Raw genomic sequence first — 22,712 nt, 5'->3', positions numbered from 1 at the left:
TGCCGATGATCAATGCACTGGGATTGCTGGAAGTGGACGGCATGGTCGCCGCGATAGATGCAGCTGATGCCATGCTCAAAGCAGCTAACGTTCGTCTGCTCAGTCACGAAGTGCTTGACCCTGGTCGCCTAACGCTGGTGGTGGAAGGCGATCTGGCGGCGTGTCGTGCGGCGCTGGACGCAGGTTGTGCTGCCGCGATGCGTACCGGGCGTGTCATCAGCCGTAAGGAGATCGGTCGGCCAGACGATGACACCCAGTGGCTGGTTACTGGCTTTAACCGCCAGCCGAAGCAATCCGTAAAGGAACCCGACGCGCCAGTTATCGTCGCGGAATCTGCTGACGAGTTGTTGGCGCTGTTAACATCAGTACGTCAGGGAATGACGGCAGGAGAAGTGGCTGCCCACTTTGGCTGGCCGCTGGAAAAAGCCAGAAATGCGCTCGAACAGCTCTTTTCTGCCGGGACGTTACGTAAACGCAGTAGTCGTTATCGTCTCAAGCCCCATTAACCTGTCGGAGGTGCCGGGTGTCCTACAACACCCGGCATTAACATCATGAAAAAGACCCGTACAGCCAATTTGCACCATCTTTATCATGAACCCTTACCCGAAAACCTGAAGCTCACGCCGAAGGTCGAAGTGGATAATGTTCATCAACGGCAAACAACGGATGTCTATGAACATGCTTTGACGATTACCGCCTGGCAGCAGATTTACGATCAGCTGCATCCGGGCAAGTTTCATGGTGAATTTACGGAAATTCTACTCGATGATATTCAGGTTTTTCGTGAATACACCGGTCTGGCGCTGCGTCAGTCGTGCCTGGTCTGGCCGAACTCGTTCTGGTTTGGCATTCCGGCGACACGCGGTGAGCAGGGATTTATCGGTTCGCAATGTCTGGGAAGCGCAGAAATAGCGACGCGCCCTGGAGGAACCGAGTTTGAATTAAGTACGCCGGACGATTACACGATCCTTGGCGTGGTGCTTTCTGAAGATGTCATCACCCGTCAGGCTAACTTTTTGCATAACCCGGAAAGGGTGCTGCATATGTTACGTAACCAGTCGGCGCTGGAAGTGAAAGAGCAGCATAAAGCCGCGCTGTGGGGCTTTGTCCAACAGGCTCTGGCGACATTTTGCGAGAACCCGGAAAATCTCCATCAGCCTGCAGTGCGAAAAGTGCTGGGGGATAATTTGCTAATGGCGATGGGGGCGATGCTGGAAGAAGCGCAGCCAATGGTGACGGCGGAAAGTATCAGCCACCAGAGTTACCGTCGCTTGTTGACCCGCGCGCGTGAATATGTGCTGGAGAATATGTCCGAACCGGTAACCGTGCTGGATTTGTGCAATCAACTGCATGTCAGCCGCCGCACGCTACAAAACGCGTTTCACGCTCTTTTAGGCATTGGCCCAAACGCGTGGCTGAAACGCATTCGCCTGAACGCCGTGCGCCGCGAACTGATAAGCCCGTGGTCGCAAAGTACAACGGTCAAAGATGCCGCCATGCAGTGGGGATTCTGGCATCTGGGGCAATTCGCCACGGATTACCAGCAACTGTTTGCCGAGAAGCCGTCTCTGACGCTACATCAGCGGATGCAGGAACTGGAGTGAGGGTGAGGGCCGGATGAGGATGGTGTTTGATCCGGTCCATAGTGAAGTTACAAATTACGTTGAATTGCTATGTATTTTATTGCCCAACGGGATAGGCGATAAACAAACCGACAATTGTCAGAATACACGCCAGCAGGAATACCAACATACAATTTACGCGCTTTCGCGAAATTTTAAATAAATAGCAAAATAGTGTTGTTACCACGATCACTACCGGGATAGTCATAAAATTAATAACGATGAGTGCTATCAATCCAAAACTTGCTCCTCCACCGTGGGGAATAAAAATGTGTTCTTCAAAATAAACTTCTATAGCAAATGCCAGCACACATCCCAGAAAACTCATATCCAGATGAGGGTGCCATTTACTTTCTTTATTTGATGTGTCTGACATTCTTAAATGCTCCCGTGAGCAAACTGGCGCAAAATAATTTCTAAGATTGCTGATAAGACGTCGCTGTTGTCCGGCACTCCGGGCAGATAAACGCGTAAATTATCCCTTCGCCATATTGTTCAATATCGGCATAATCCAGTTGCGCAAGAAACATCATTGTGTGGGAACATTGCGGACAGAGAGGATATTCCGCGTCCTGAATCCAGGTTGGATGCCCGCCAAGTTGCGAGAAAGAGACAGGTAAAAATGGGTCTGCGGCAAATAACGGTGACCTAAGGTTTCCCTGTCTCATGCTGTTTACAGGGAGTCGACGCCATTCCGATACATCATCCGGCAGCCAGGCAGGCGGGATATTTTTTGCAGACAAATGAGCGTTACCCTTTGAGTCCATGTAGCCGAAAATGGTGCTGTAGGCGGTGCAACATTCGCAAGTCACGACGCGAAAACTGCCGTTATCGCTAAGACCCGTTGCCTTCAGGTCAACGTCGAAAAGATTTGTTAGGGGCAATGCGCACTTTGGACAGGTATCGCTGCGTTCATCAACAACACGCAAAGCTTCGCAAGACCCGGTGCTTTTCATCTCCAGATGAAAACATTGAGGAAAATAGAGATTACGCCTTTGATCTTCAGCGGTTAACTCCCAACCGGCCTCATGCGCATATTCTTCTGGCGCGATGTAAAGTGAACTGCGCCACAGCGGCGGGTTATTGCGCCAGTAGGCAAAACGTTCAACAACAACGTCATCCCCAATCCATGCCAGACATTGCAGAATACAATTTCTGTTTTCTGCATCATCCTCAACCCGTTCTAACAGCGTATCGCGAACATCCGCTGGGGCGCGGTGGAAAGGCAGAGGAGAATAAGCGTCTAAATCATCATAAGAGATCCACTCTCGTAAATATGCATCCAGATTTGCCTGGGTAAACGCCGCCAGACAAAGACAAATCTCCTGAGCGTGTTCATATTCACCAGACGCAAAGCGTTCTGTGGCGTAATCAGCCATCAGCTGCGCTTGATCGGCGGTCAACTGTTGATACAGGGCATCGGTGGGAGCGGGGCAGGGAGTCCAGTCGATTAACGCATCGAATTTCCGTGGCTGGTGAACTAATTTCAGCATGGCAATCGGATCGCTTAGCCCAGCAAACACATTCACGGTCTTTTTATTTTTCCTGATATATTCATCGTGCTCACGCTGCTGTTGTGCCTGAACGCAGGGCATACAGTATCCGTCAGTACGCGCAGCGGTTTCCGGAAGAATGGTTGATGTACAAGCGGGGCTTTTACAGGGAATACGGTGAGTCATAGAGGCGCTCCTTGCCTGAGGATATTAAGTCGAAAGAGATTATTATTAGATATTAGGGTGTCACTATGGCACACAAATTAAACAGAATTAATTTCAAGCCACAAACATAGGGTTATTTTTCTTTTATTTTCATGATATTAAACCCAATCCCTGACCTTAATAAACTCACTTAACGCCGCTTCCAGGCTGCCTGCTTCCGGTTGATAATCATACTCCCAGCGTACCAGTGGCGGCATTGACATCAGGATAGACTCGGTGCGCCCGCCAGTTTGCAGGCCAAACAGCGTTCCGCGATCCCAGACCAGGTTGAACTCGACATAGCGACCGCGACGGTAGAGCTGGAAATTGCGCTCGCGCTCGCCGTATTCCATCGCTTTGCGTCGTTCAACAATCGGTAAATAAGCGTCAGTGTAGCCTTGACCTACCGCCTGCATAAAGGCGAAACAGTGATCAAAGTCTGGCGTGTTCAGGTCATCAAAGAACAGCCCGCCAATACCGCGTTGTTCGTTACGATGTTTGAGGTAGAAGTATTCGTCGCACCACTTTTTGTAACGCGGATAAACGTCTTCGCCAAATGGCAGGCACAGGTCACGGGCGGTGCGGTGCCAGTGAATAGCATCGTCTTCAAAGCCATAGAAAGGGGTTAAGTCGAATCCACCGCCAAACCACCAGACGGGATCGGCACCCGGTTTTTCGGCAATAAAAAAGCGCACATTCGCGTGGCTGGTGGGAACGTACGGATTATGCGGATGCACTACCAGCGAAACGCCCATCGCTTCGAAACTGCGTCCGGCAAGTTCCGGGCGATGAGCAGTGGCGGAAGCAGGCATCGCCTCACCGTGGACATGTGAAAAGTTGACGCCCGCCTGTTCGAAAACACCACCATTACGCAACACCCGGCTACGTCCGCCGCCGCCAGCTTCGCGCTGCCAGCTATCTTCGACAAATTCTGCGCCATCGACGGCGCTCAGCTGCTGACAAATTGTATCCTGAAGGTTGAGCAGAAACTGTTTAACCTGGTGTGCGTTGGGTTTCATCTCTTACCGCTTTCTCGAGTGTGCTTTCTGGTTGTCAAACCAGTGGAAATAACTGATCACGCCTTCGGCAATGGCTGTGGCGATTTTCTGGCGAAATGCCGCCGTGCCTAACAGCCGCTCTTCTTCCGGGTTGGTGATAAAAGAAGTTTCCACCAGCACCGAAGGAACAGATGGCGATTTCAACACTACAAACGCGGCTTGTTCGGTGTTGCGACTGTGCAGCTTATGCACCGGCTTAATCTTCTTCAGAATATGTGAGCCGAGCGTCAGGCTGTTTTTAATAGTATCGGTTTGTACCAGATCAAACAGCACTTGTTGCAATAGGTGATCCTTGTCAGTCGCTTTTTTACCGGCAACTTCATCAGCGCGGTTTTCGCGTTCAGACAAGTATTTCGCCATTGCGCTACTTGCGCCGCGGTTCGAGAGAGCAAATACCGAAGCACCGGCAGCTTTCGGGTTAGTAAAGCCGTCGGCGTGAATTGACATAAACAGGTCAGCGCCATGTTTATGGGCGATTTCAACGCGATCGTACAGCGGGATAAACGTATCGCCAGAACGCGTTAAACGCGCATCAATGCCATGATTACGCAAAATGGAACGGACGTTTTTGGCAATCGCCAGCACCACATGTTTTTCTTTCGATCCATTGCGACCAATCGCTCCGGTATCAATTCCGCCGTGGCCTGGATCGAGAACAACGACACGTTTGCCGCCGCTTTTTTTGGCTTTCGGCTTACTGTGTCCGTTACTGGTTTTTAAAGGTTCTTCTTTGGCGATGGCTTGCGACATTCCTGACAACGTCAGGGCAGCCAATCCGGCTTTCAGCACCTGGCGGCGCGAAGTGAGTGTTTTTAGTGGTTTAAAAGTGCTCATACGGCCTGAGTTGTAATAATAAAGTTCCAGATGTTATATCGTATCGCGTAATCCGTTACGACCGTTTGCTGTTGAGAATTGTTTTACTTTTCATTTCAATAGTTGACAACTCCCCATTATGCCACTTTTTCAACCGATTTTCGTCAGATATTGGCTAATTCGACCGTTCACGCCATAATCAGCCTTTTAATCCGCAAAAAGGTAACCAATACCATGGAGATACGCGTATTTCGCCAGGAAGATTTCGAAGAGGTCATTACCCTTTGGGAGCGTTGCGACTTGCTGCGTCCGTGGAACGATCCGGAAATGGACATCGAGCGCAAAATGAACCATGACGTCAGTCTGTTTCTGATCGCTGAGGTGAACGGTGAAGTGGTCGGAACGGTGATGGGCGGTTATGACGGGCATCGCGGATCCGCTTATTATCTTGGCGTGCATCCTGAGTTTCGTGGGCGTGGCATTGCCAATGCGTTGCTTAATCGGCTGGAGAAAAAACTGATTGCTCGCGGCTGTCCGAAAATTCAGATCAATGTGCCGGAAGATAACGACATGGTGCTCGGAATGTATGAACGCCTTGGATATGAACACGCCGACGTGCTGAGTCTGGGCAAGCGTTTGATTGAAGATGAAGAGTACTGAGTTTCATCCTGCCCATTATGATGCGCACGGACGCCTGCGTTTACCTTTTCTCTTCTGGCTTGTGCTGTTGCTTCAGGCGCGAACCTGGGTGCTGTTTGTCATTGCCGGTGCGTCGCGCGAGCAGGGTACTGCGCTGCTAAATCTGTTTTATCCCGATCACGATAATTTCTGGCTGGGGTTGATTCCCGGTATTCCGGCGGTGCTGGCGTTTTTGCTGAGTGGTCGGCGGGCTTCATTTCCCCGTATCTGGCATGTACTCTATTTTCTGTTGCTGTTGGCGCAGCTTGTTTTGCTTTGCTGGCAACCGTGGCTGTGGCTGAACGGTGAATCCGTTAGCGGTATCGGTCTGGCGCTGGTAGTGGCGGATATTGTGGCGTTAATCTGGCTGCTGACCAATCGACGTTTACGCGCTTGTTTTAATGAAGAAAAAGAATAACGGCACTTTTTGGTGAATTTGCACTCCAAGCAACGTTATTGAATAACCAAAGGAAGTGACATGAAATCGCTGCGTTTAATGTTATGCGCTATGCCGTTGATGCTGACCGGCTGTTCAACGATGTCGTCAGTTAACTGGTCTGCCGCTAATCCGTGGAACTGGTTTGGGTCGTCCACCAAAGTGAGCGAGCAGGGCGTGGGTGAATTAACGGCGTCCACACCACTGCAAGAACAAGCTATTGCCGATGCGCTTGATGGTGATTATCGCCTGCGCAGCGGAATGAAAACCGCGAACGGCAACGTGGTGCGCTTTTTTGAAGTGATGAAAGGCGACAACGTGGCGATGATAATTAACGGCGATCAGGGCACGATCAGCCGCATTGATGTGCTGGATAGCGATATTCCTGCTGACACCGGTGTTAAAATCGGTACACCGTTTAGCGACCTTTACAGCAAAGCATTTGGCAATTGCCAAAAAGCTGATGGTGATGATAATCGTGCCGTCGAATGTAAAGCTGAAGGCAGTCAACATATTAGCTACCAGTTCAGCGGGGAATGGAGTGGTCCTGAAGGGTTAATGCCTTCGGACGATACCTTGAAAAACTGGAAAGTCAGTAAAATTATCTGGCGGCGTTAATTTGCGTCTGAACAAACCGCCGCCGCAAAAAAACACGTAAAATAGCGCCCAACAATGCCACGGATTGCGTGGCATTCTTATTTTCAGGAGGAACAATGTCTCAGGTTCAGAGTGGCATTTTGCCAGAACATTGCCGCGCGGCGATTTGGATCGAAGCCAACGTTAAAGGGGAAGTTGACGCCCTGCGTGCGGCCAGTAAAACATTTGCCGACAAACTGGCAACTTTTGAAGCGAAATTCCCGGACGCGCATCTTGGTGCGGTGGTTGCCTTTGGTAACAACACCTGGCGCGCTCTGAGCGGCGGCGTTGGGGCCGAAGAGCTGAAAGATTTTCCGGGCTACGGTAAAGGCCTTGCGCCGACGACCCAGTTCGATGTGTTGATCCACATTCTTTCTCTGCGTCATGACGTAAACTTCTCTGTCGCTCAGGCGGCAATGGAAGCCTTTGGTGACTGCATTGAAGTGAAAGAAGAGATCCACGGCTTCCGTTGGGTTGAAGAGCGTGATCTGAGCGGCTTTGTTGACGGTACAGAAAACCCGGCGGGTGAAGAGACGCGTCGCGAAGTGGCGGTTATCAAAGACGGCGTGGATGCAGGCGGCAGCTATGTATTTGTGCAGCGTTGGGAGCACAACCTGAAGCAACTCAACCGGATGAGCGTTCACGATCAGGAGATGATGATCGGGCGTACCAAAGAGGCTAACGAAGAGATTGACGGCGATGAGCGTCCGGAAACTTCTCACCTGACCCGTGTTGATCTGAAAGAAGATGGCAAAGGACTGAAGATTGTTCGCCAGAGCCTGCCATACGGCACTGCCAGCGGCACTCACGGTCTGTACTTCTGCGCCTACTGCGCGCGTCTGCATAACATTGAGCAGCAACTGCTGAGTATGTTTGGCGATACCGATGGTAAGCGTGATGCGATGTTGCGTTTCACCAAACCAGTCACTGGCGGCTATTATTTCGCGCCGTCGCTGGACAAACTGATGGCGCTGTAAGCGCTTCTGATTCGATGATTAAAGGCCAGCCAGTAACACAACTGGCTGGCCTTTTTATTACTTCTGCTTTAACGCCGCATACACCTGATCCACCACCCAACCATAAGTTGCAATCGGTAACTGACCGCTTTCGAACATATTGGGATTTTTTTGTGGATCGGCAACTGGCGAATGTGGCTTGTTGCTTAACATCACAATCGCCATATGATTCACCGGATCGATAACGGTCACCGTCCCGGTCCAGCCAGTGTGACCGTAGGTTTGCGGGCTTGCCAACGTGCCAAACGTCGGCGTCATGATGGCATTACCATTCACGCGCCAGCCGAGGCCAAAAGTGGCGTCTTCCTTTGAGCTGGTGGTGAACATCTTAACCGTTTCCGCACTGAACAGCGTCACATCACCATAGCCGCCGCCGTTCAGCATCGTTTGCATTAACACCGCAATATCACCGGTATTGGAAAACAAACCTGCGTGCCCGGAAACGCCGCCCATCGAATAGAATGCTTTTTCATCGTGCACCTGACCCCAGAGAGTGGAGGTGCGGATATTCGGGAAGTGAATCACGCCATCGCGGGTATTGCCGTTCAGTTCCGTGGCGGCAATTTGCTGTGGTTTAAAGCCTTTCAGCAGCGGATTAAACACCGTATGCGTCAGGCCGAGCGGGCGATAAATCGACTCTTCAACATAGCGGTCAAGCGGCTGACCGGTGACCGACTCGACGATAAATCCAAGCAGCATATAATCGACATCGCTGTAGATATGCTTGCTGCCGGGCTGATACTCCAGCGGCGTGCGCTTGATCATCTCCAGCGTCTGGCCTTTATCCTGGGAATATAACGCGCCCGCGACCGCTTTATTCGGATATTGCGGATCTGCCGGGAAACCGCCGCTGTGATGCAGCAGATCAGAAATCCGCAGCGTGTTTTTGCCTTTGATCGCATCGTTCGGGCTGTCGGCAAACCCTGGGATATATTTCGCAATCAGATCGTCAGGATGTAGTTTGCCTTCGCTCATCAGCTTTTGCAGGGCGAAGTTAGTGGCGTACATCTTGGTGTTTGAGGCCAGATCATACAGCGTCCCGGTGGTGGCTTTTAACGGCTGCGCCATTAACGCGCTGCCATCGTACTTTTTCGCCGCGCCCCAGGCTTTGCGATAAACAATCTGATTATCTTTTATAATCAGCAGGTTTACGCCGGGATAACCATCATCAACTTGCTGGCTAATCCAGCGATCCATCTGATTAAGCCGTTCGACGTTAAACCCTGCTTTCTCTGGCGAACTTTCTGTCAGAACAGGGTATTTTGCGGCGCTGACGCTACAGCTGACAGCCAGCAGAGAAAAATAGAGCATTGTCCGTTTCATAATCAGTCCAGATTGACGTTACGGCAGCCAAAGAGTGTGGTGAAAATAAACCCACAAACCCATGCCACCAGAATCCCGCCAGCGTAAACCGCCATTGCCGGAAGGATGCCTTGCGCGGATGTCATCAGCGGCAGCGCCACCAGGCCAGACGGCCCAAAGGCGCTGTTTAAGCCCATCGGCAGACCCCACCAGGCTATCAGGCCGATAAACAAACCGCCCGCCGCGCCACCTAAACAGGCGGTAACAAACGGTTTCATGCGGGGTAGGGTGACGCCGTAAATTAACGGTTCGCCAACGCCCAGCAGGCCGGGAATAATTGCCCCGCGGACCTGACTGCGTAATGCACTGTGCGGTTGCGCCCGCCAGTAGAGTGCCAGCGCCGCACCCACCTGGCCCGCGCCTGCCATTGAAAGGATGGGGAACAGGCTGTTGAATCCCTGGCTGTCCATTAACGCCAGGTAAACAGGAATAAAGCCTTGATGCACGCCAAACACCACGGCGATCAGGAATAGCCCTGCTAAAACTGCACAACCGAGCGGATTACTGTTCAGATGCATAAACAGCCACGACATGCCTTCGAATAACCAGCCACCCAGCGGCATAATGATCAAATACGCCAGTGTGGCGGTGATCAGCAGAGTGATTAACGAGGTCAACAGCATGTCGAGATCGTCTGGCATAAAGCGGCGCACCATGCCTTCGATGCGGGCGCAGGCCCAGGCGGCAATCAACACGCCGATAATATTGCCACGCGGATCGATGGGCAGACCGAAGAAATCGTGAAAACCGGCGTAGTAACCGGTGGTGGCAGCAGGGTTATAACCGAGCAAAAAGAGCGCGGCGATGATTGCGCCATTGACGCCCGTGCCGCCAAATGCCTGGGCAGCGTTATAGCCCACCAGAATCACCAGGAAAGTGAACAAACCTTTGCTGAACACCTTCATAAAATTCAGCGCATCGGGTAGCGTTCCCTGAGCATCTGCCGGAACGTGCATCACGGTGGCAATTAACGTCGCTATCCCCAGCAACAGACCCGCAGCAATAAAACCGGGGATCAGCGGCGTGAAGATAGTGGCGAATTTGGCAAGAAACTGTTGCACGCCGGAGGTCTGTTTGGCTTTTAACTGGCGTTTATTCTGAGCGGCGATTTCTGCGGCATCCTGTACCGGGGCTTCGCCCAGCAGTTCGCTCATCGCTTTGGCGGCACGATGCGCTTTACCTGGTCCAAAAACGACCTGTACCTGATCGCTGGTCAAAATGACGCCCTTCACGCCTTCCAGCGTTTTGATATTGGGATCAACCAGTGAACTGTCATGTACACCCAGACGCAGGCGCGTCATACAGTTACCACAACTGGCGATATTCCCCGGTCCGCCGACACGGGTAAGGATGGTGTTCAGAAGTTCACTGCTGATCTCTTTGGCCATGGGTTATTCCTTGTCTAAAACCTGACGAATAAAGCCGCCGTGTTGATCCAGGCGTTTTTTTGCTTCTGCGGCATCGAGATTTTTCAGCACCATCACAATGGCCGTTTTACAGTTGCGCTCGCAAGCAATTAACGCCGCTTCCGCTTGTTCGGCGTTACATCCGGTGGCGTTTTTAACGATATTGACCTGGCGCACATGCAATTTTTCGTTGGTGGCGACCACATCGACCATCAGGTTGCCGAACACTTTGCCGGATTTAATCATCAGCCCGGTAGAGAGCATATTGAGCACCAGTTTCTGCGCTGTGCCTGCTTTCATTCGCGAAGAACCGGTAACCACTTCGGCACCAACCACCGGAGTAATAGCAAACTCAGCGGTGGTTGAAACGGCGCTCCCCGGATTACAGGAAATGCCCACTGTGCGGCAACCGAGTTGGCGTGCGTATTCCAGCCCGGCAATCACATACGGTGTGCGACCGCTGGCAGCAATACCAACCACCACATCCTGTGCGGTTAAGCCGATATTTTTTAGATCGTTAACGCCACCTTCCCGGCTATCTTCTGCGCCTTCCACCGCGTGCTGAATGGCATATTCACCGCCAGCAATCAAACCAACCACCAGGCCCGGTTTGACGCCGTAGGTCGGCGGACATTCGCTGGCATCAAGAATACCCAGACGACCGGAAGTCCCCGCACCGATGTAAATCAGTCGACCGCCGCCGCTTACCTGGGCGTGGATAACATCGATCGCTGCGGCGATATCCGGCAGTACACGCTCAACGGCAAGTGGTACGGTTTTATCTTCATTGTTGATAATCCGGCACATTTCCAGCGTTGATACGCGGTCAATTTCAGCCGAAGCGGCATTCGAGCCTTCGGTAATCATCTTTTCAAGTTGCATCGGTGGTGACCTTACTATTTACGATCAAATAATTGCAGATGGATGGAATCATATATCCCGAATTGACAGACTTAAAGGAATCATTGAGTCTACACTCGCAGAGTGTGAAGAGCGTCATAAGAACTTAAGCGGAATTTTTGCTGCCAGCCCAGGAGAGTGGAAGATGTTGTACCTGACGAAAATACGCAATGCAGAAAGTGAATTTACCGAGAACGAGCAAAAAATAGCTGACTTTCTGCAGGCTAAAGTGAGTGAGCTGAAATCCGTCTCTTCGCGCAAGATGGCGAAACAGCTCGGCATCAGCCAGTCGAGTATTGTGAAGTTTGCCCAGAAGCTCGGCGCGCAAGGATTTACTGAATTGCGTATGGCGTTAATTGGCGAATACAGTGCCAGCCGGGAGAAAACGAATGCCACGGCGCTGCACTTGCACAGTTCGATTACCAGTGACGATTCGCTGGAAGTGATTGCCCGCAAACTGAATCGCGAAAAAGAGCTGGCACTGGAGCAAACCTGCGCCTTACTCGATTACGCGCGGCTGCAAAAAATCATTGAGGTCATCAGTAAAGCGCCGTTTATCCAGATAACAGGCCTGGGCGGGTCGGCGCTGGTGGGGCGCGATCTTTCATTCAAACTGATGAAAATTGGTTATCGCGTGGCCTGTGAAGCCGACACGCACGTACAAGCTACCGTTTCCCAGGCGTTGAAAAAAGGTGATGTACAAATCGCTATCTCTTACAGCGGCAGTAAAAAAGAGATTTTGCTATGCGCCGAGGCAGCGCGAAAGCAGGGGGCAACGGTGATTGCCATTACTTCACTGACTGACTCTCCGCTGCGGCGGTTGGCACATTTCACCCTCGATACCGTTTCTGGTGAAACCGAATGGCGTAGCTCGTCGATGTCCACCCGCACGGCGCAAAATTCGGTTACCGATTTACTGTTTGTTGGGCTGGTACAACTTAATGATGTCGAGTCATTGAAAATGATTGAGCGCAGCAGTGAGCTAACACAACGCCTGAAATGATGCATAAAGCAGCGACTGGATTGAGATTTTCCTGAATTAGTGAGCTGATCCGCAGCAATATTTTGTTTATCCTGTATTTTCAGAGGGAATGGAGTGTAACGCTCTGTATTAACAAGGAGAGCATTAAAATGGGTAAACTCACGGGCAAGACAGCACTGATTACGGGCGCATTGCAGGGAATTGGCGAAGGAATTGCCAGAACTTTTGCGCGTCATGGCGCAAACCTAATCTTGCTGGATATCTCCCCTGAGATCGAAAAGCTGGCGGACGAACTGTGTGGTCGTGGTCATCGCTGTACGGCGGTTGTCGCCGATGTGCGTGACCCGGCATCGGTAGCCGCAGCTATCAAGCGCGCAAAGGAAAAAGAAGGGCGCATTGATATCCTGGTGAATAACGCAGGCGTTTGTCGTCTGGGCAGTTTCCTCGATATGAGCGATGAAGATCGCGATTTCCATATTGATATCAATATAAAAGGCGTATGGAACGTCACAAAGGCGGTGCTGCCGGAGATGATTGCCCGCAAAGATGGTCGCATTGTGATGATGTCTTCGGTCACTGGCGATATGGTGGCCGATCCGGGCGAAACGGCGTATGCCTTAACGAAAGCGGCGATTGTTGGCCTGACTAAATCGCTGGCGGTGGAGTACGCGCAGTCTGGTATTCGCGTTAACGCCATCTGCCCAGGATATGTTCGCACGCCAATGGCGGAAAGCATCGCGCGTCAGTCGAACCCGGAGGATCCGGAATCGGTGCTGACTGAAATGGCGAAAGCAATCCCGTTGCGTCGCCTCGCCGATCCGCTGGAAGTTGGCGAACTGGCGGCCTTCCTCGCATCCGATGAATCCAGCTATTTAACCGGTACACAGAATGTGATTGATGGCGGCAGCACACTGCCGGAGACGGTTAGCGTCGGCATCTGATTCACCTCTGTTTCCTCCCTGCATGTGTGGGGAGGATTTCGTCTTGAACTAAGTTCACCAGGCTATTTTATTTGTCATTTTGGCCCCGGGCAGTGCTCGAAATCCTCACGTACTATGTGTACGCTCCGGTTTCTCCGCGCTGTTCGTGTCCAAACTGACTGCAACAATTACGCCTGTTGAACCAAGTTCTTATTCCCTTTTCAACTTCCAAATCACCAAACGGTATATAAAACCGTTACTCCTTTCACGTCCGTTATAAATATGATGACTAATAGAAAGTCATTTAATTAATAAGGGTGCGCAATGGCCGTTAACTTACTGAAAAAGAACTCACTCGCGCTGGTCGCTTCTCTGCTGCTGGCGGGCCATGTACAGGCAACGGAACTGCTGAACAGTTCTTATGACGTCTCCCGCGAGCTGTTTGCTGCCCTGAATCCGCCGTTTGAGCAACAATGGGCCAAAGACAACGGCGGCGATAAACTGACGATAAAACAATCTCATGCCGGGTCATCAAAACAGGCGCTGGCGATTTTGCAGGGCTTAAAAGCGGACGTTGTCACTTATAACCAGGTGACCGACGTACAAATCCTGCATGATAAAGGCAAGCTGATCCCGGCTGACTGGCAGTCGCGCCTGCCGAATAACAGCTCGCCGTTTTACTCCACCATGGGCTTCCTGGTGCGTAAGGGCAACCCGAAGAATATCCATGACTGGAACGATCTGGTGCGCTCCGACGTGAAGCTGATTTTCCCGAACCCAAAAACCTCCGGTAACGCGCGTTATACCTATCTGGCGGCATGGGGCGCAGCGGATAAAGCTGACGGTGGCGATAAAGCCAAAACCGAACAGTTTATGACCCAGTTCCTGAAAAACGTGGAAGTGTTCGATACCGGCGGTCGTGGCGCAACTACCACCTTTGCCGAGCGCGGGCTGGGCGATGTGCTGATTAGCTTCGAATCGGAAGTGAACAACATCCGCAAGCAGTATGAAGCGCAGGGCTTTGAAGTGGTGATTCCGAAAACCAACATTCTGGCGGAATTCCCGGTGGCGTGGGTCGATAAAAACGTGCAGGCCAACGGCACGGAAAAAGCGGCAAAAGCTTACCTGAACTGGCTCTACAGCCCACAGGCGCAAACGATCATTACCGATTATTACTACCGCGTGAATAACCCGGAAGTCATGGACAAACTGAAAGACAAATTCCCGCAGACCGAGCTGTTTCGCGTGGAAGATAAATTTGGCTCCTGGCCGGAAGTGATGAAAACCCACTTCAACAGCGGCGGCGAGTTAGACAAGCTGTTAGCGGCGGGGCGTAACTAATGTTTGCAGTTTCTTCCAGACGCGTGCTGCCGGGCTTTACCTTAAGCCTCGGCACCAGTCTGCTGTTTGTGTGCCTGATTTTGCTGCTGCCGCTCTCCGCGCTGGTGATGCAACTGGCTCAGATGAGCTGGGCGCAGTACTGGGAGGTGATCACCAACCCGCAGGTGGTCGCGGCCTATAAAGTGACGCTGCTGTCGGCGTTTGTGGCATCGATTTTTAACGGCGTTTTCGGCCTGCTGATGGCGTGGATTTTAACCCGCTATCGCTTTCCGGGCCGCACGCTGCTTGATGCGCTGATGGATTTACCGTTTGCGCTACCAACGGCGGTAGCAGGTTTAACGCTGGCCTCGCTCTTTTCCGTGAACGGTTTTTACGGTGAATGGCTGGCGAAGTTTGATATCAAAGTCACCTATACGTGGCTTGGAATCGCGGTGGCGATGGCCTTTACCAGCATTCCATTTGTGGTGCGTACCGTTCAGCCGGTGCTGGAAGAGTTAGGCCCGGAATATGAAGAAGCGGCGGAAACGCTCGGCGCAACGCGCTGGCAGAGTTTCTGCAAAGTGGTGCTGCCGGAGCTTTCTCCGGCGCTGGTGGCGGGCGTGGCGCTGTCGTTTACCCGTAGTCTCGGTGAGTTTGGTGCGGTGATTTTTATCGCCGGGAACATCGCCTGGAAGACGGAAGTGACGTCGCTGATGATTTTTGTTCGCTTACAGGAGTTTGATTACCCGGCGGCGAGCGCAATTGCTTCGGTGATACTCGCGGCATCACTGCTGCTGCTGTTCTCAATTAACACTCTGCAAAGTCGCTTTGGTCGGCGTGTGGTAGGTCATTAATGGCGGAAGTGACACAGTTGAAGCGTTATGACGCGCGCCCGATTAACTGGGGCAAATGGTTTCTGATTGGCATCGGGATGCTGGTTTCGGCGTTCATCCTGCTGGTGCCGATGATTTACATCTTCGTGCAGGCATTCAGCAAAGGGCTGATGCCGGTGTTACAGAATCTTGCTGACCCGGACATGCTGCACGCTATTTGGCTGACGGTGATGATCGCGCTGATTGCCGTCCCGGTAAACCTGGTGTTCGGGATTCTGCTGGCGTGGCTGGTGACGCGCTTTAACTTCCCCGGACGCCAGTTATTGCTGACGCTGCTGGACATTCCGTTTGCCGTGTCGCCGGTGGTTGCCGGTCTGGTCTATCTGCTGTTCTACGGCTCTAATGGCCCGCTCGGCGGCTGGCTGGATGAACATAATCTGCAAATTATGTTCTCCTGGCCGGGAATGGTGCTGGTCACCATCTTCGTGACCTGTCCGTTTGTGGTGCGCGAGCTGGTGCCAGTGATGTTAAGCCAGGGCAGCCAGGAAGACGAAGCGGCGATTTTGCTTGGCGCGTCTGGCTGGCAGATGTTCCGCCGCGTCACGCTGCCGAACATCCGCTGGGCGCTGCTTTATGGCGTGGTGCTGACCAACGCCCGCGCGATTGGCGAGTTTGGCGCGGTGTCGGTGGTTTCCGGCTCGATTCGCGGTGAAACACTTTCGCTGCCGTTACAGATTGAATTGCTGGAGCAGGACTACAACACCGTCGGCTCCTTTACCGCCGCGGCGCTGTTGACGCTGATGGCGATTATCACCCTGTTTTTAAAGAGTATGTTGCAGTGGCGCCTGGAGAATCAGGAAAAACGCGCGCAACAGGAGGAACATCATGAGCATTGAGATTGCCAATATTAAGAAGTCGTTTGGTCGCACCCAGGTGCTGAACGATATCTCACTGGATATTCCTTCTGGTCAGATGGTCGCGTTGCTGGGGCCGTCCGGTTCCGGGAAAACCACGCTGCTGCGGATTATCGCCGGGCTGGAGCATCAAACCAGCGGGCATATTCGTTTCCACGGCACCGACGTCAGCCGCCTGCATGCACGCGATCGCAAAGTCGGTTTTGTGTTCCAGCACTATGCGCTGTTCCGCCATATGACGGTATTCGACAATATCGCCTTCGGCCTGACGGTGCTGTCGCGTCGCGAGCGCCCGAATGCCGCAGCCATCAAAGCGAAAGTGACAAAATTGCTGGAAATGGTGCAGCTTGCGCATCTGGCGGATCGTTATCCGGCCCAGCTTTCCGGCGGGCAGAAACAGCGTGTGGCACTGGCGCGCGCGCTGGCTGTGGAACCGCAAATTCTGCTGCTTGATGAACCGTTTGGTGCGCTGGATGCGCAGGTGCGTAAAGAGCTGCGTCGCTGGCTGCGTCAACTCCATGAAGAGCTGAAATTCACCAGCGTGTTCGTGACCCATGACCAGGAAGAAGCGATGGAAGTCGCCAACCGCGTGGTGGTCATGAGCCAGGGCAATATCGAACAGGCCGATGAACCGGATCAGGTTTGGCGCGAGCCGGCGACCCGTTTTGTGCTGGAGTTTATGGGCGAAGTGAACCGCTTGCAGGGAACGATTCGCGGTGGGCAGTTCCACGTTGGTGCGCACCGCTGGCCGCTGGGATACACCCCTGCGTATCAGGGGCCGGTGGATCTCTTCCTGCGCCCGTGGGAAGTGGATATCAGCCGCCGCACAAGCCTCGATTCGCCGCTGCCGGTGCAGGTGCTGGAAGCCAGCCCGAAAGGTCACTACACCCAATTAGTCGTGCAGCCGCTGGGGTGGTATGAAGATCCGCTCACCGTAGTAATGCGTGGTGATGATGCGCCGGTGCGCGGCGATCGTTTGTTCGTCGGGCTACAACATGCTCGACTGTATAACGGCGACGAGCGTATTGAAACACGCGATGAGGAACTTGCTCTCGCACAAAGCGCCTGATAGGTTGAGTTAATGTTAAACGCCCGGAGGCGCTTCCCGCGATCCGGGCTTTTTAATGGCAAGGTTTTGTAACCTGTAGGCCTGATAAGACGCGTAAACGTCGCATCAGGCAACACCACGTATGGACAGAGATCGTGAGTACATTAGAACAAACAATAGGCAATACGCCTCTGGTGAAATTACAACGAATGGGGCCGGATAACGGCAGTGAAGTGTGGTTAAAGCTGGAAGGCAATAATCCGGCCGGTTCGGTGAAAGATCGTGCGGCGCTTTCGATGATCGTCGAGGCGGAAAAGCGCGGGGAAATTAAACCGGGTGATGTGTTAATCGAAGCCACCAGTGGTAACACCGGGATTGCGCTGGCAATGATTGCCGCGCTAAAAGGCTATCGCATGAAATTGCTGATGCCCGATAACATGAGCCAGGAGCGTCGCGCGGCGATGCGTGCCTACGGTGCGGAGCTGATTCTGGTCACCAAAGAGCAGGGCATGGAAGGTGCGCGCGATCTGGCGCTGGAGATGGCGAATCGTGGCGAAGGCAAGCTGCTCGATCAGTTTAATAATCCCGATAATCCTTATGCGCATTACACCACCACCGGGCCGGAAATCTGGCAGCAAACCGGCGGTCGCATTACCCATTTTGTCTCCAGCATGGGGACGACCGGTACGATTACCGGCGTGTCGCGCTTTATGCGCGAGCAATCCAAACTGGTGACCATTGTTGGTCTGCAGCCGGAAGAGGGCAGCAGCATTCCCGGCATTCGTCGCTGGCCTGAGGAATATCTGCCAGGCATCTTCAACGCTTCGCTGGTGGATGAGGTGCTGGATATTCATCAGCGTGATGCGGAAAACACCATGCGCGAACTGGCAGTGCGGGAAGGGATTTTCTGCGGTGTAAGTTCCGGTGGCGCGGTTGCCGGAGCACTGCGGGTGGCAAAAGCCAACCCCGGCGCTGTAGTGGTGGCGATCATCTGCGATCGCGGCGATCGCTACCTTTCTACCGGGGTGTTTGGGGAAGAGCACTTTAGTCAGGGGGCGGGGATTTAAGATTATTGTGCAGGCACCGTTTTATCCGTCTGCGCAATTAACGCATGTAAAAAAGGTTGCGCGTTTTCATCGCTCTTACCAGGCATCTTCACGATATACGGCTTCCCGGTAATCGATGATGACGAAGCAACCTTATCAATAAATTGCTCAGCAGTATCAATGCGATTACGGGTATTGCCCAGCTTCAGACGCAAATGGGAAACCGCTTCATCGCAGGTATGTTCATCGCCGTTGCGCACAAATATCAAATCCTTTTTCTGTGCTAATCCCTCCAGCATGGCGTTGATGCGGGCTTCTTCGTGGGCGGTTAACTTCGCGTAAGCGGGGAGTGTCATTAGCAGTGTAATGACCAGACAAATGATTTTCTTCACTGAATTACCTTATCCTTGTTTTGTGATAGCCGATTTGACTGCCAGAATCAGGTAAAGTTTCGGTTGGGATGCGATGAGGATCATCGGCAAGGAGAAAAATTAAATGAGTAGTTTGTTGTTGTTTAACGATAAGAGCAGAGCGTTGCAGGCGGATGTTGTCGCGGTGCAGTCGCAGGTGGTGTATGGCAGCGTAGGCAACAGCATCGCCGTGCCTGCTATTAAACAGAACGGCCTGAATGTCTTTGCCGTGCCGACCGTGTTGCTGAGCAATACGCCGCATTATCACACGTTCTACGGTGGTGCGATTCCGGACGAATGGTTTAGCGGCTATTTGCGTGCGCTTCAGGAGCGTGATGCGCTGCGCCAGCTGCGCGCTGTCACCACGGGCTATATGGGAACGGCATCGCAAATCAAAATCCTTGCCGAGTGGCTGACTGCGCTACGCAAAGACCATCCTGACTTATTGATTATGGTCGATCCGGTGATTGGCGATATTGATAGCGGAATTTATGTCAAACCTGACCTTCCTGAGGCATACCGACAATATTTACTGCCTCTGGCGCAGGGTATTACGCCTAATATCTTTGAGCTGGAAATCCTGACCGGTAAAGATTGCCGCGATCTCGACAGTGCCATTGCCGCAGCAAAAAGTTTGCTTTCAGACACCTTAAAATGGGTGGTCATTACCAGCGCCTCCGGTAACGAAGAAAATCAGGAGATGCAGGTGGTGGTGGTCAGTGCCGACAGCGTGAATGTCATTTCCCATTCCCGGGTTAAAACTGACCTGAAAGGGACTGGCGACCTGTTTTGTGCTCAGCTTATCAGTGGTTTGCTGAAAGGGAAGGCGTTAACCGATGCGGTGCACCGCGCGGGGTTGCGCGTACTGGAAGTGATGCGCTATACCCAGCAGCATGAGAGCGATGAATTGATTTTGCCGCCGCTGGCTGAAGCATAAAAAAATGGCGCCGATGGGCGCCATTTTTCTCTGCGGCAAGAATTACTTCTTGATGCGGATAACCGGGGTTTCACCCACAGTCACGCTACCGGACAGTTTGATCAGTTCTTTGATTTCGTCCATGTTGGAGATAACAACCGGAGTCAGGGTAGACTTGGCTTTCTCTTCCAGCAGCGGCAGATCGAATTCAATCACGGTATCACCAACTTTCACGCGCTGACCTTCTTCAGCAATACGCTTGAAGCCTTCGCCTTTCAGTTCAACGGTGTCGATACCGAAGTGGACGAACAGTTCAACGCCGCTATCAGATTCGATAGAGAACGCGTGGTTGGTCTCAAAGATTTTACCAATGGTGCCGTCTACAGGCGCGACCATTTTGTTTCCAGTTGGTTTGATAGCAATGCCATCACCAACGATTTTTTCCGCAAAAACGACATCCGGCACGTCTTCGATATTGACGATCTCGCCAGAGAGCGGAGCAATGATCTCAATAGTTCCGGTATCCTTCTTGTCGTCGGAAACCAGAGATTTCAGTTTATCGAACAAACCCATGATCTTCTCCTAAGCAGTAAATTGGGCCGCATCTCGTGGATTAGCAGATTGTTTTTTCTTCAATGAACTTGTTAACCAGCGTCATTAACTCGTCCGTTGTCGGTTGAGCAAGAGCCTGCTCTGCTAACACCTTCGCATCTTCGAAGTTCGTGTTACGGATAATCTTCTTAATGCGCGGGATAGAAATGGCGCTCATAGAGAATTCGTCCAGACCCATCCCCAGCAACAGAAGTGTAGCACGTTCATCGCCAGCAAGCTCACCACACATGCCAGTCCATTTGCCTTCAGCATGAGAAGCATCAATAACTTGCTTGATCAAGTTCAGCACGGACGGTGACATTGGCTGGTAAAGGTGTGAAATCATATCATTACCACGGTCAACTGCCAGAGTGTACTGCGTTAAATCATTGGTGCCGATACTAAAGAAATCAACTTCTTTGGCTAAATGACGTGCAATTGTTGCGGCAGCCGGTGTTTCCACCATTACGCCGATTTCAATTGACTCGTCAAACGCTTTACCTTCGTCGCGCAGTTCCTGTTTGTAGATTTCGATCTCTTTGCGCAGTGCACGCACTTCTTCAACAGAGATGATCATCGGGAACATGATGCGCAATTTACCGAAAGCAGAGGCACGCAGGATAGCGCGGAGCTGATCGCGCAGGATCTCTTTACGATCCATCGCGATACGGATAGCGCGCCAGCCGAGGAACGGGTTCTCTTCTTTCGGGAAGTTCATGTATGGCAGCTCTTTGTCGCCGCCGATGTCCATGGTACGAACGATAACCGCCTGAGAGCCACACGCTTCAGCTACTGCTTTGTAAGCAGCAAACTGTTCTTCTTCAGTGGGCAGCGTGTCGCGGTCCATGAACAGGAACTCAGTACGATAAAGACCAACGCCTTCAGCGCCGTTACGCTCAGCACCTTCAACGTCACGAACCGTACCGATGTTAGCGCACACTTCTACCTGGTGACCGTCCAGCGTAATAGCTGGCAGATCTTTCAGTTTAGCAAGCTCTGCTTTTTCAGAAGCTACTTGCTCCTGAACAGCGCGCATTTTATCAATAACTTCGTTGGTTGGATTGACGTAAACCTGATTATTTACGGCATCCAGAATCAGATAGTCGTCATTTTTCACCTGAGAGGTGACGCTACCGGTACCCACGATAGCAGGCAGTTCCAGAGAACGCGCCATGATAGAGGTGTGGGAAGTACGGCCACCCGCGTCGGTGATGAAACCCAGCACCTTCTTCAGGTTCAGCTGTGCGGTTTCGGACGGCGTCAGGTCAGCGGCAACCAGAATGACTTCATCCTGAATAGCGCTCAGGTCGATAATCTTCAGGCCCAGGATGTTGCGCAGCAGGCGCTTACCGATATCACGTACGTCAGCCGCACGCTCTTTCAGGTATTCATCATCCAGCTCTTCCAGGGCAGAAGCCTGACCTTCGATAACTTCATGAGCAGCTGCGTCAGCTGTCATGTGCTTATCTTTAATCAGGGCTATGATTTCCTGCTCCAGCTCCTCATCTTCGAGCAGCATAATATGCCCTTCAAAGATGGCTTCTTTTTCTTCACCGAACGTTTCACCAGCTTTCGTTTTGATCGTTTCCAGCTGGGCTGATGCCTTGGCACGACCGCTCAGAAAACGTTCAACTTCCTGATCAACCTGGTCGGCAGAAATTTTTTTCCGGTCAATGACAATTTCGTCTTCTTTCAGAAGCAGAGCTTTACCGAAAGCGATACCCGGGGATGCTAAAATGCCTGAAATCATAACCCTACCTTACTTGTGACTGATTTTTAAAAGAACCCGGGAAATTACTCGAGTTCCGCCATCAGTTTAACCAGATGTTCAACCGCTTTCTGTTCGTCTTCGCCTTCTGCGGAGATAGTCACAACGGTACCTTGAGTCAGGCCCAGAGTCTGCAGTTTAAACAGGCTTTTCGCGCTGGCGCTTTTGCCGTTGGAAGTCACAGTAATTTCAGAAGTGAAGCCCTTAGCTTCTTTTACAAACTGGGCAGCAGGGCGGGTGTGCAGACCGTTCGGAGCGGTAATGGTAACTTCTTGCTGGAACATTGTATTTCCCCAACTTATAGGTTTAGTGTTGTGGAACTAAAGTCTAGCCTGGCGGT

General features: G+C 52.1%; 25 protein-coding genes. 14 read left to right on the top strand and 11 right to left on the bottom strand.

Annotated features, from left to right (window positions below; genetic code table 11):
* Window positions 1-5 precede the first annotated feature (5 nt).
* Both eutK and eutR read left to right on the top strand, forming a co-directional pair.
* Window positions 6-506 (top strand): ethanolamine utilization microcompartment protein EutK, encoded by a 501-nt coding sequence (gene eutK / locus BGE37_RS14770; protein WP_105288156.1) that lies wholly within the window; start codon window positions 6-8, stop codon window positions 504-506.
* Window positions 507-551: 45 nt separating this feature from the next.
* The gene (eutR, locus tag BGE37_RS14765; protein ID WP_000753720.1) at window positions 552-1,604 is read left to right on the top strand and encodes an HTH-type transcriptional regulator EutR; all 1,053 of its coding nucleotides are present in this window, start codon (window positions 552-554) and stop codon (window positions 1,602-1,604) included.
* Between the two features lie 76 nt (window positions 1,605-1,680).
* Here eutR and BGE37_RS14760 read toward each other — a convergent pair whose 3' ends face one another.
* From BGE37_RS14760 to amiA, 4 genes are all read right to left on the bottom strand, one after another.
* Window positions 1,681-1,998, bottom strand: a complete 318-nt coding sequence (locus BGE37_RS14760) for a hypothetical protein (protein ID WP_001285748.1) — start codon at window positions 1,996-1,998, stop codon at window positions 1,681-1,683.
* Window positions 1,999-2,038: 40 nt separating this feature from the next.
* Window positions 2,039-3,301, bottom strand: coding sequence for a DUF1963 domain-containing protein (locus BGE37_RS14755; RefSeq protein WP_105288155.1), 1,263 nt, complete (start codon window positions 3,299-3,301; stop codon window positions 2,039-2,041).
* 137 nt (window positions 3,302-3,438) lie between these two features.
* Window positions 3,439-4,338 (bottom strand): oxygen-dependent coproporphyrinogen oxidase, encoded by a 900-nt coding sequence (gene hemF / locus BGE37_RS14750; RefSeq protein WP_105288154.1) that lies wholly within the window; start codon window positions 4,336-4,338, stop codon window positions 3,439-3,441.
* Between the two features lie 3 nt (window positions 4,339-4,341).
* Entirely contained in the window at window positions 4,342-5,211 is an 870-nt protein-coding gene (amiA, locus tag BGE37_RS14745; protein ID WP_000102907.1) for an N-acetylmuramoyl-L-alanine amidase AmiA, read from the bottom strand.
* Window positions 5,212-5,424: 213 nt separating this feature from the next.
* On the opposite strand from amiA, the gene BGE37_RS14740 reads away from it, so the two are divergent.
* From BGE37_RS14740 to yfeX, 4 genes are all read left to right on the top strand, one after another.
* On the top strand, window positions 5,425-5,850 hold the full coding sequence (locus tag BGE37_RS14740) for a GNAT family acetyltransferase (protein WP_105288153.1): 426 nt from the start codon (window positions 5,425-5,427) through the stop codon (window positions 5,848-5,850).
* Window positions 5,837-6,286, top strand: a complete 450-nt coding sequence (locus BGE37_RS14735) for a DUF2919 domain-containing protein (RefSeq protein WP_105288152.1) — start codon at window positions 5,837-5,839, stop codon at window positions 6,284-6,286. Before BGE37_RS14740 ends, BGE37_RS14735 begins: the two co-directional genes overlap by 14 nt.
* Window positions 6,287-6,346: 60 nt before the next feature.
* On the top strand, window positions 6,347-6,922 hold the full coding sequence (locus tag BGE37_RS14730; protein WP_032184833.1) for an RpoE-regulated lipoprotein: 576 nt from the start codon (window positions 6,347-6,349) through the stop codon (window positions 6,920-6,922).
* Window positions 6,923-7,017: 95 nt separating this feature from the next.
* On the top strand, window positions 7,018-7,917 hold the full coding sequence (yfeX, locus tag BGE37_RS14725; protein ID WP_000084590.1) for a porphyrinogen peroxidase: 900 nt from the start codon (window positions 7,018-7,020) through the stop codon (window positions 7,915-7,917).
* Window positions 7,918-7,974: 57 nt separating this feature from the next.
* On the opposite strand, the gene pbp4b is transcribed toward yfeX, so the two are convergent.
* From pbp4b to murQ, 3 genes are read right to left on the bottom strand one after another with little or no spacing between them, the layout of a single operon-like run.
* Window positions 7,975-9,279 carry a penicillin binding protein PBP4B gene (pbp4b, locus tag BGE37_RS14720; protein WP_032184832.1) on the bottom strand — a complete coding sequence of 435 codons (1,305 nt, stop codon included), beginning with the start codon at window positions 9,277-9,279 and terminating at the stop codon, window positions 7,975-7,977.
* A 2-nt stretch (window positions 9,280-9,281) separates the two neighbouring features.
* Complete coding sequence (murP, locus tag BGE37_RS14715; protein ID WP_001040487.1) at window positions 9,282-10,706, bottom strand: PTS N-acetylmuramic acid transporter subunit IIBC; 1,425 nt, start codon at window positions 10,704-10,706, stop codon at window positions 9,282-9,284.
* 3 nt (window positions 10,707-10,709) lie between these two features.
* Complete coding sequence (murQ, locus tag BGE37_RS14710) at window positions 10,710-11,606, bottom strand: N-acetylmuramic acid 6-phosphate etherase (protein ID WP_046081661.1); 897 nt, start codon at window positions 11,604-11,606, stop codon at window positions 10,710-10,712.
* A 163-nt stretch (window positions 11,607-11,769) separates the two neighbouring features.
* Between murQ and murR the strand changes: the two genes are divergently transcribed.
* From murR to cysM, 7 genes are all read left to right on the top strand, one after another.
* Window positions 11,770-12,627 (top strand): HTH-type transcriptional regulator MurR, encoded by an 858-nt coding sequence (murR, locus tag BGE37_RS14705; protein ID WP_000966432.1) that lies wholly within the window; start codon window positions 11,770-11,772, stop codon window positions 12,625-12,627.
* Between the two features lie 128 nt (window positions 12,628-12,755).
* The gene (ucpA, locus tag BGE37_RS14700) at window positions 12,756-13,547 is read left to right on the top strand and encodes an SDR family oxidoreductase UcpA (RefSeq protein ID WP_000517442.1); all 792 of its coding nucleotides are present in this window, start codon (window positions 12,756-12,758) and stop codon (window positions 13,545-13,547) included.
* 303 nt (window positions 13,548-13,850) lie between these two features.
* Window positions 13,851-14,867, top strand: coding sequence for a thiosulfate/sulfate ABC transporter substrate-binding protein CysP (gene cysP / locus BGE37_RS14690; RefSeq protein WP_000290221.1), 1,017 nt, complete (start codon window positions 13,851-13,853; stop codon window positions 14,865-14,867).
* Window positions 14,867-15,700, top strand: coding sequence for a sulfate/thiosulfate ABC transporter permease CysT (gene cysT, locus BGE37_RS14685; RefSeq protein WP_000458406.1), 834 nt, complete (start codon window positions 14,867-14,869; stop codon window positions 15,698-15,700). Before cysP ends, cysT begins: the two co-directional genes overlap by 1 nt.
* A complete protein-coding gene (gene cysW / locus BGE37_RS14680; protein ID WP_000852686.1) occupies window positions 15,700-16,575 on the top strand; it encodes a sulfate/thiosulfate ABC transporter permease CysW in 876 nt (291 codons plus the stop codon). Before cysT ends, cysW begins: the two co-directional genes overlap by 1 nt.
* Window positions 16,565-17,662: a sulfate/thiosulfate ABC transporter ATP-binding protein CysA gene (gene cysA, locus BGE37_RS14675; RefSeq protein ID WP_105288151.1), complete on the top strand. Its 1,098-nt coding sequence runs from the start codon at window positions 16,565-16,567 to the stop codon at window positions 17,660-17,662. Before cysW ends, cysA begins: the two co-directional genes overlap by 11 nt.
* Before the next feature lie 134 nt (window positions 17,663-17,796).
* A complete protein-coding gene (gene cysM / locus BGE37_RS14670) occupies window positions 17,797-18,708 on the top strand; it encodes a cysteine synthase B (protein WP_105271485.1) in 912 nt (303 codons plus the stop codon).
* Between the two features lie 2 nt (window positions 18,709-18,710).
* Here cysM and BGE37_RS14665 read toward each other — a convergent pair whose 3' ends face one another.
* Window positions 18,711-19,079: a YfeK family protein gene (locus BGE37_RS14665; protein ID WP_000719945.1), complete on the bottom strand. Its 369-nt coding sequence runs from the start codon at window positions 19,077-19,079 to the stop codon at window positions 18,711-18,713.
* A 103-nt stretch (window positions 19,080-19,182) separates the two neighbouring features.
* Between BGE37_RS14665 and pdxK the strand changes: the two genes are divergently transcribed.
* A complete protein-coding gene (gene pdxK / locus BGE37_RS14660; RefSeq protein ID WP_105288150.1) occupies window positions 19,183-20,034 on the top strand; it encodes a pyridoxine/pyridoxal/pyridoxamine kinase in 852 nt (283 codons plus the stop codon).
* Window positions 20,035-20,076: 42 nt separating this feature from the next.
* Here pdxK and crr read toward each other — a convergent pair whose 3' ends face one another.
* The 3 genes from crr to ptsH are packed head-to-tail and all read right to left on the bottom strand — an operon-like array spanning window position 20,077 to window position 22,656.
* Window positions 20,077-20,586 (bottom strand): PTS glucose transporter subunit IIA, encoded by a 510-nt coding sequence (gene crr / locus BGE37_RS14655; protein ID WP_000522247.1) that lies wholly within the window; start codon window positions 20,584-20,586, stop codon window positions 20,077-20,079.
* Between the two features lie 40 nt (window positions 20,587-20,626).
* Window positions 20,627-22,354 (bottom strand): phosphoenolpyruvate-protein phosphotransferase PtsI, encoded by a 1,728-nt coding sequence (gene ptsI, locus BGE37_RS14650; protein ID WP_000623142.1) that lies wholly within the window; start codon window positions 22,352-22,354, stop codon window positions 20,627-20,629.
* A 44-nt stretch (window positions 22,355-22,398) separates the two neighbouring features.
* Window positions 22,399-22,656, bottom strand: coding sequence for a phosphocarrier protein Hpr (gene ptsH, locus BGE37_RS14645; RefSeq protein ID WP_000487600.1), 258 nt, complete (start codon window positions 22,654-22,656; stop codon window positions 22,399-22,401).
* Window positions 22,657-22,712 lie beyond the last annotated feature (56 nt).

Origin of the sequence: Escherichia sp. MOD1-EC6300 (assembly GCF_002965045.1) — a bacterium.
Lineage (GTDB): Bacteria > Pseudomonadota > Gammaproteobacteria > Enterobacterales > Enterobacteriaceae > Escherichia > Escherichia coli_F.
The sequence above is the reverse complement of the archived record's forward strand: the minus strand, read 5'-3'. Positions and strand labels throughout refer to the sequence as shown.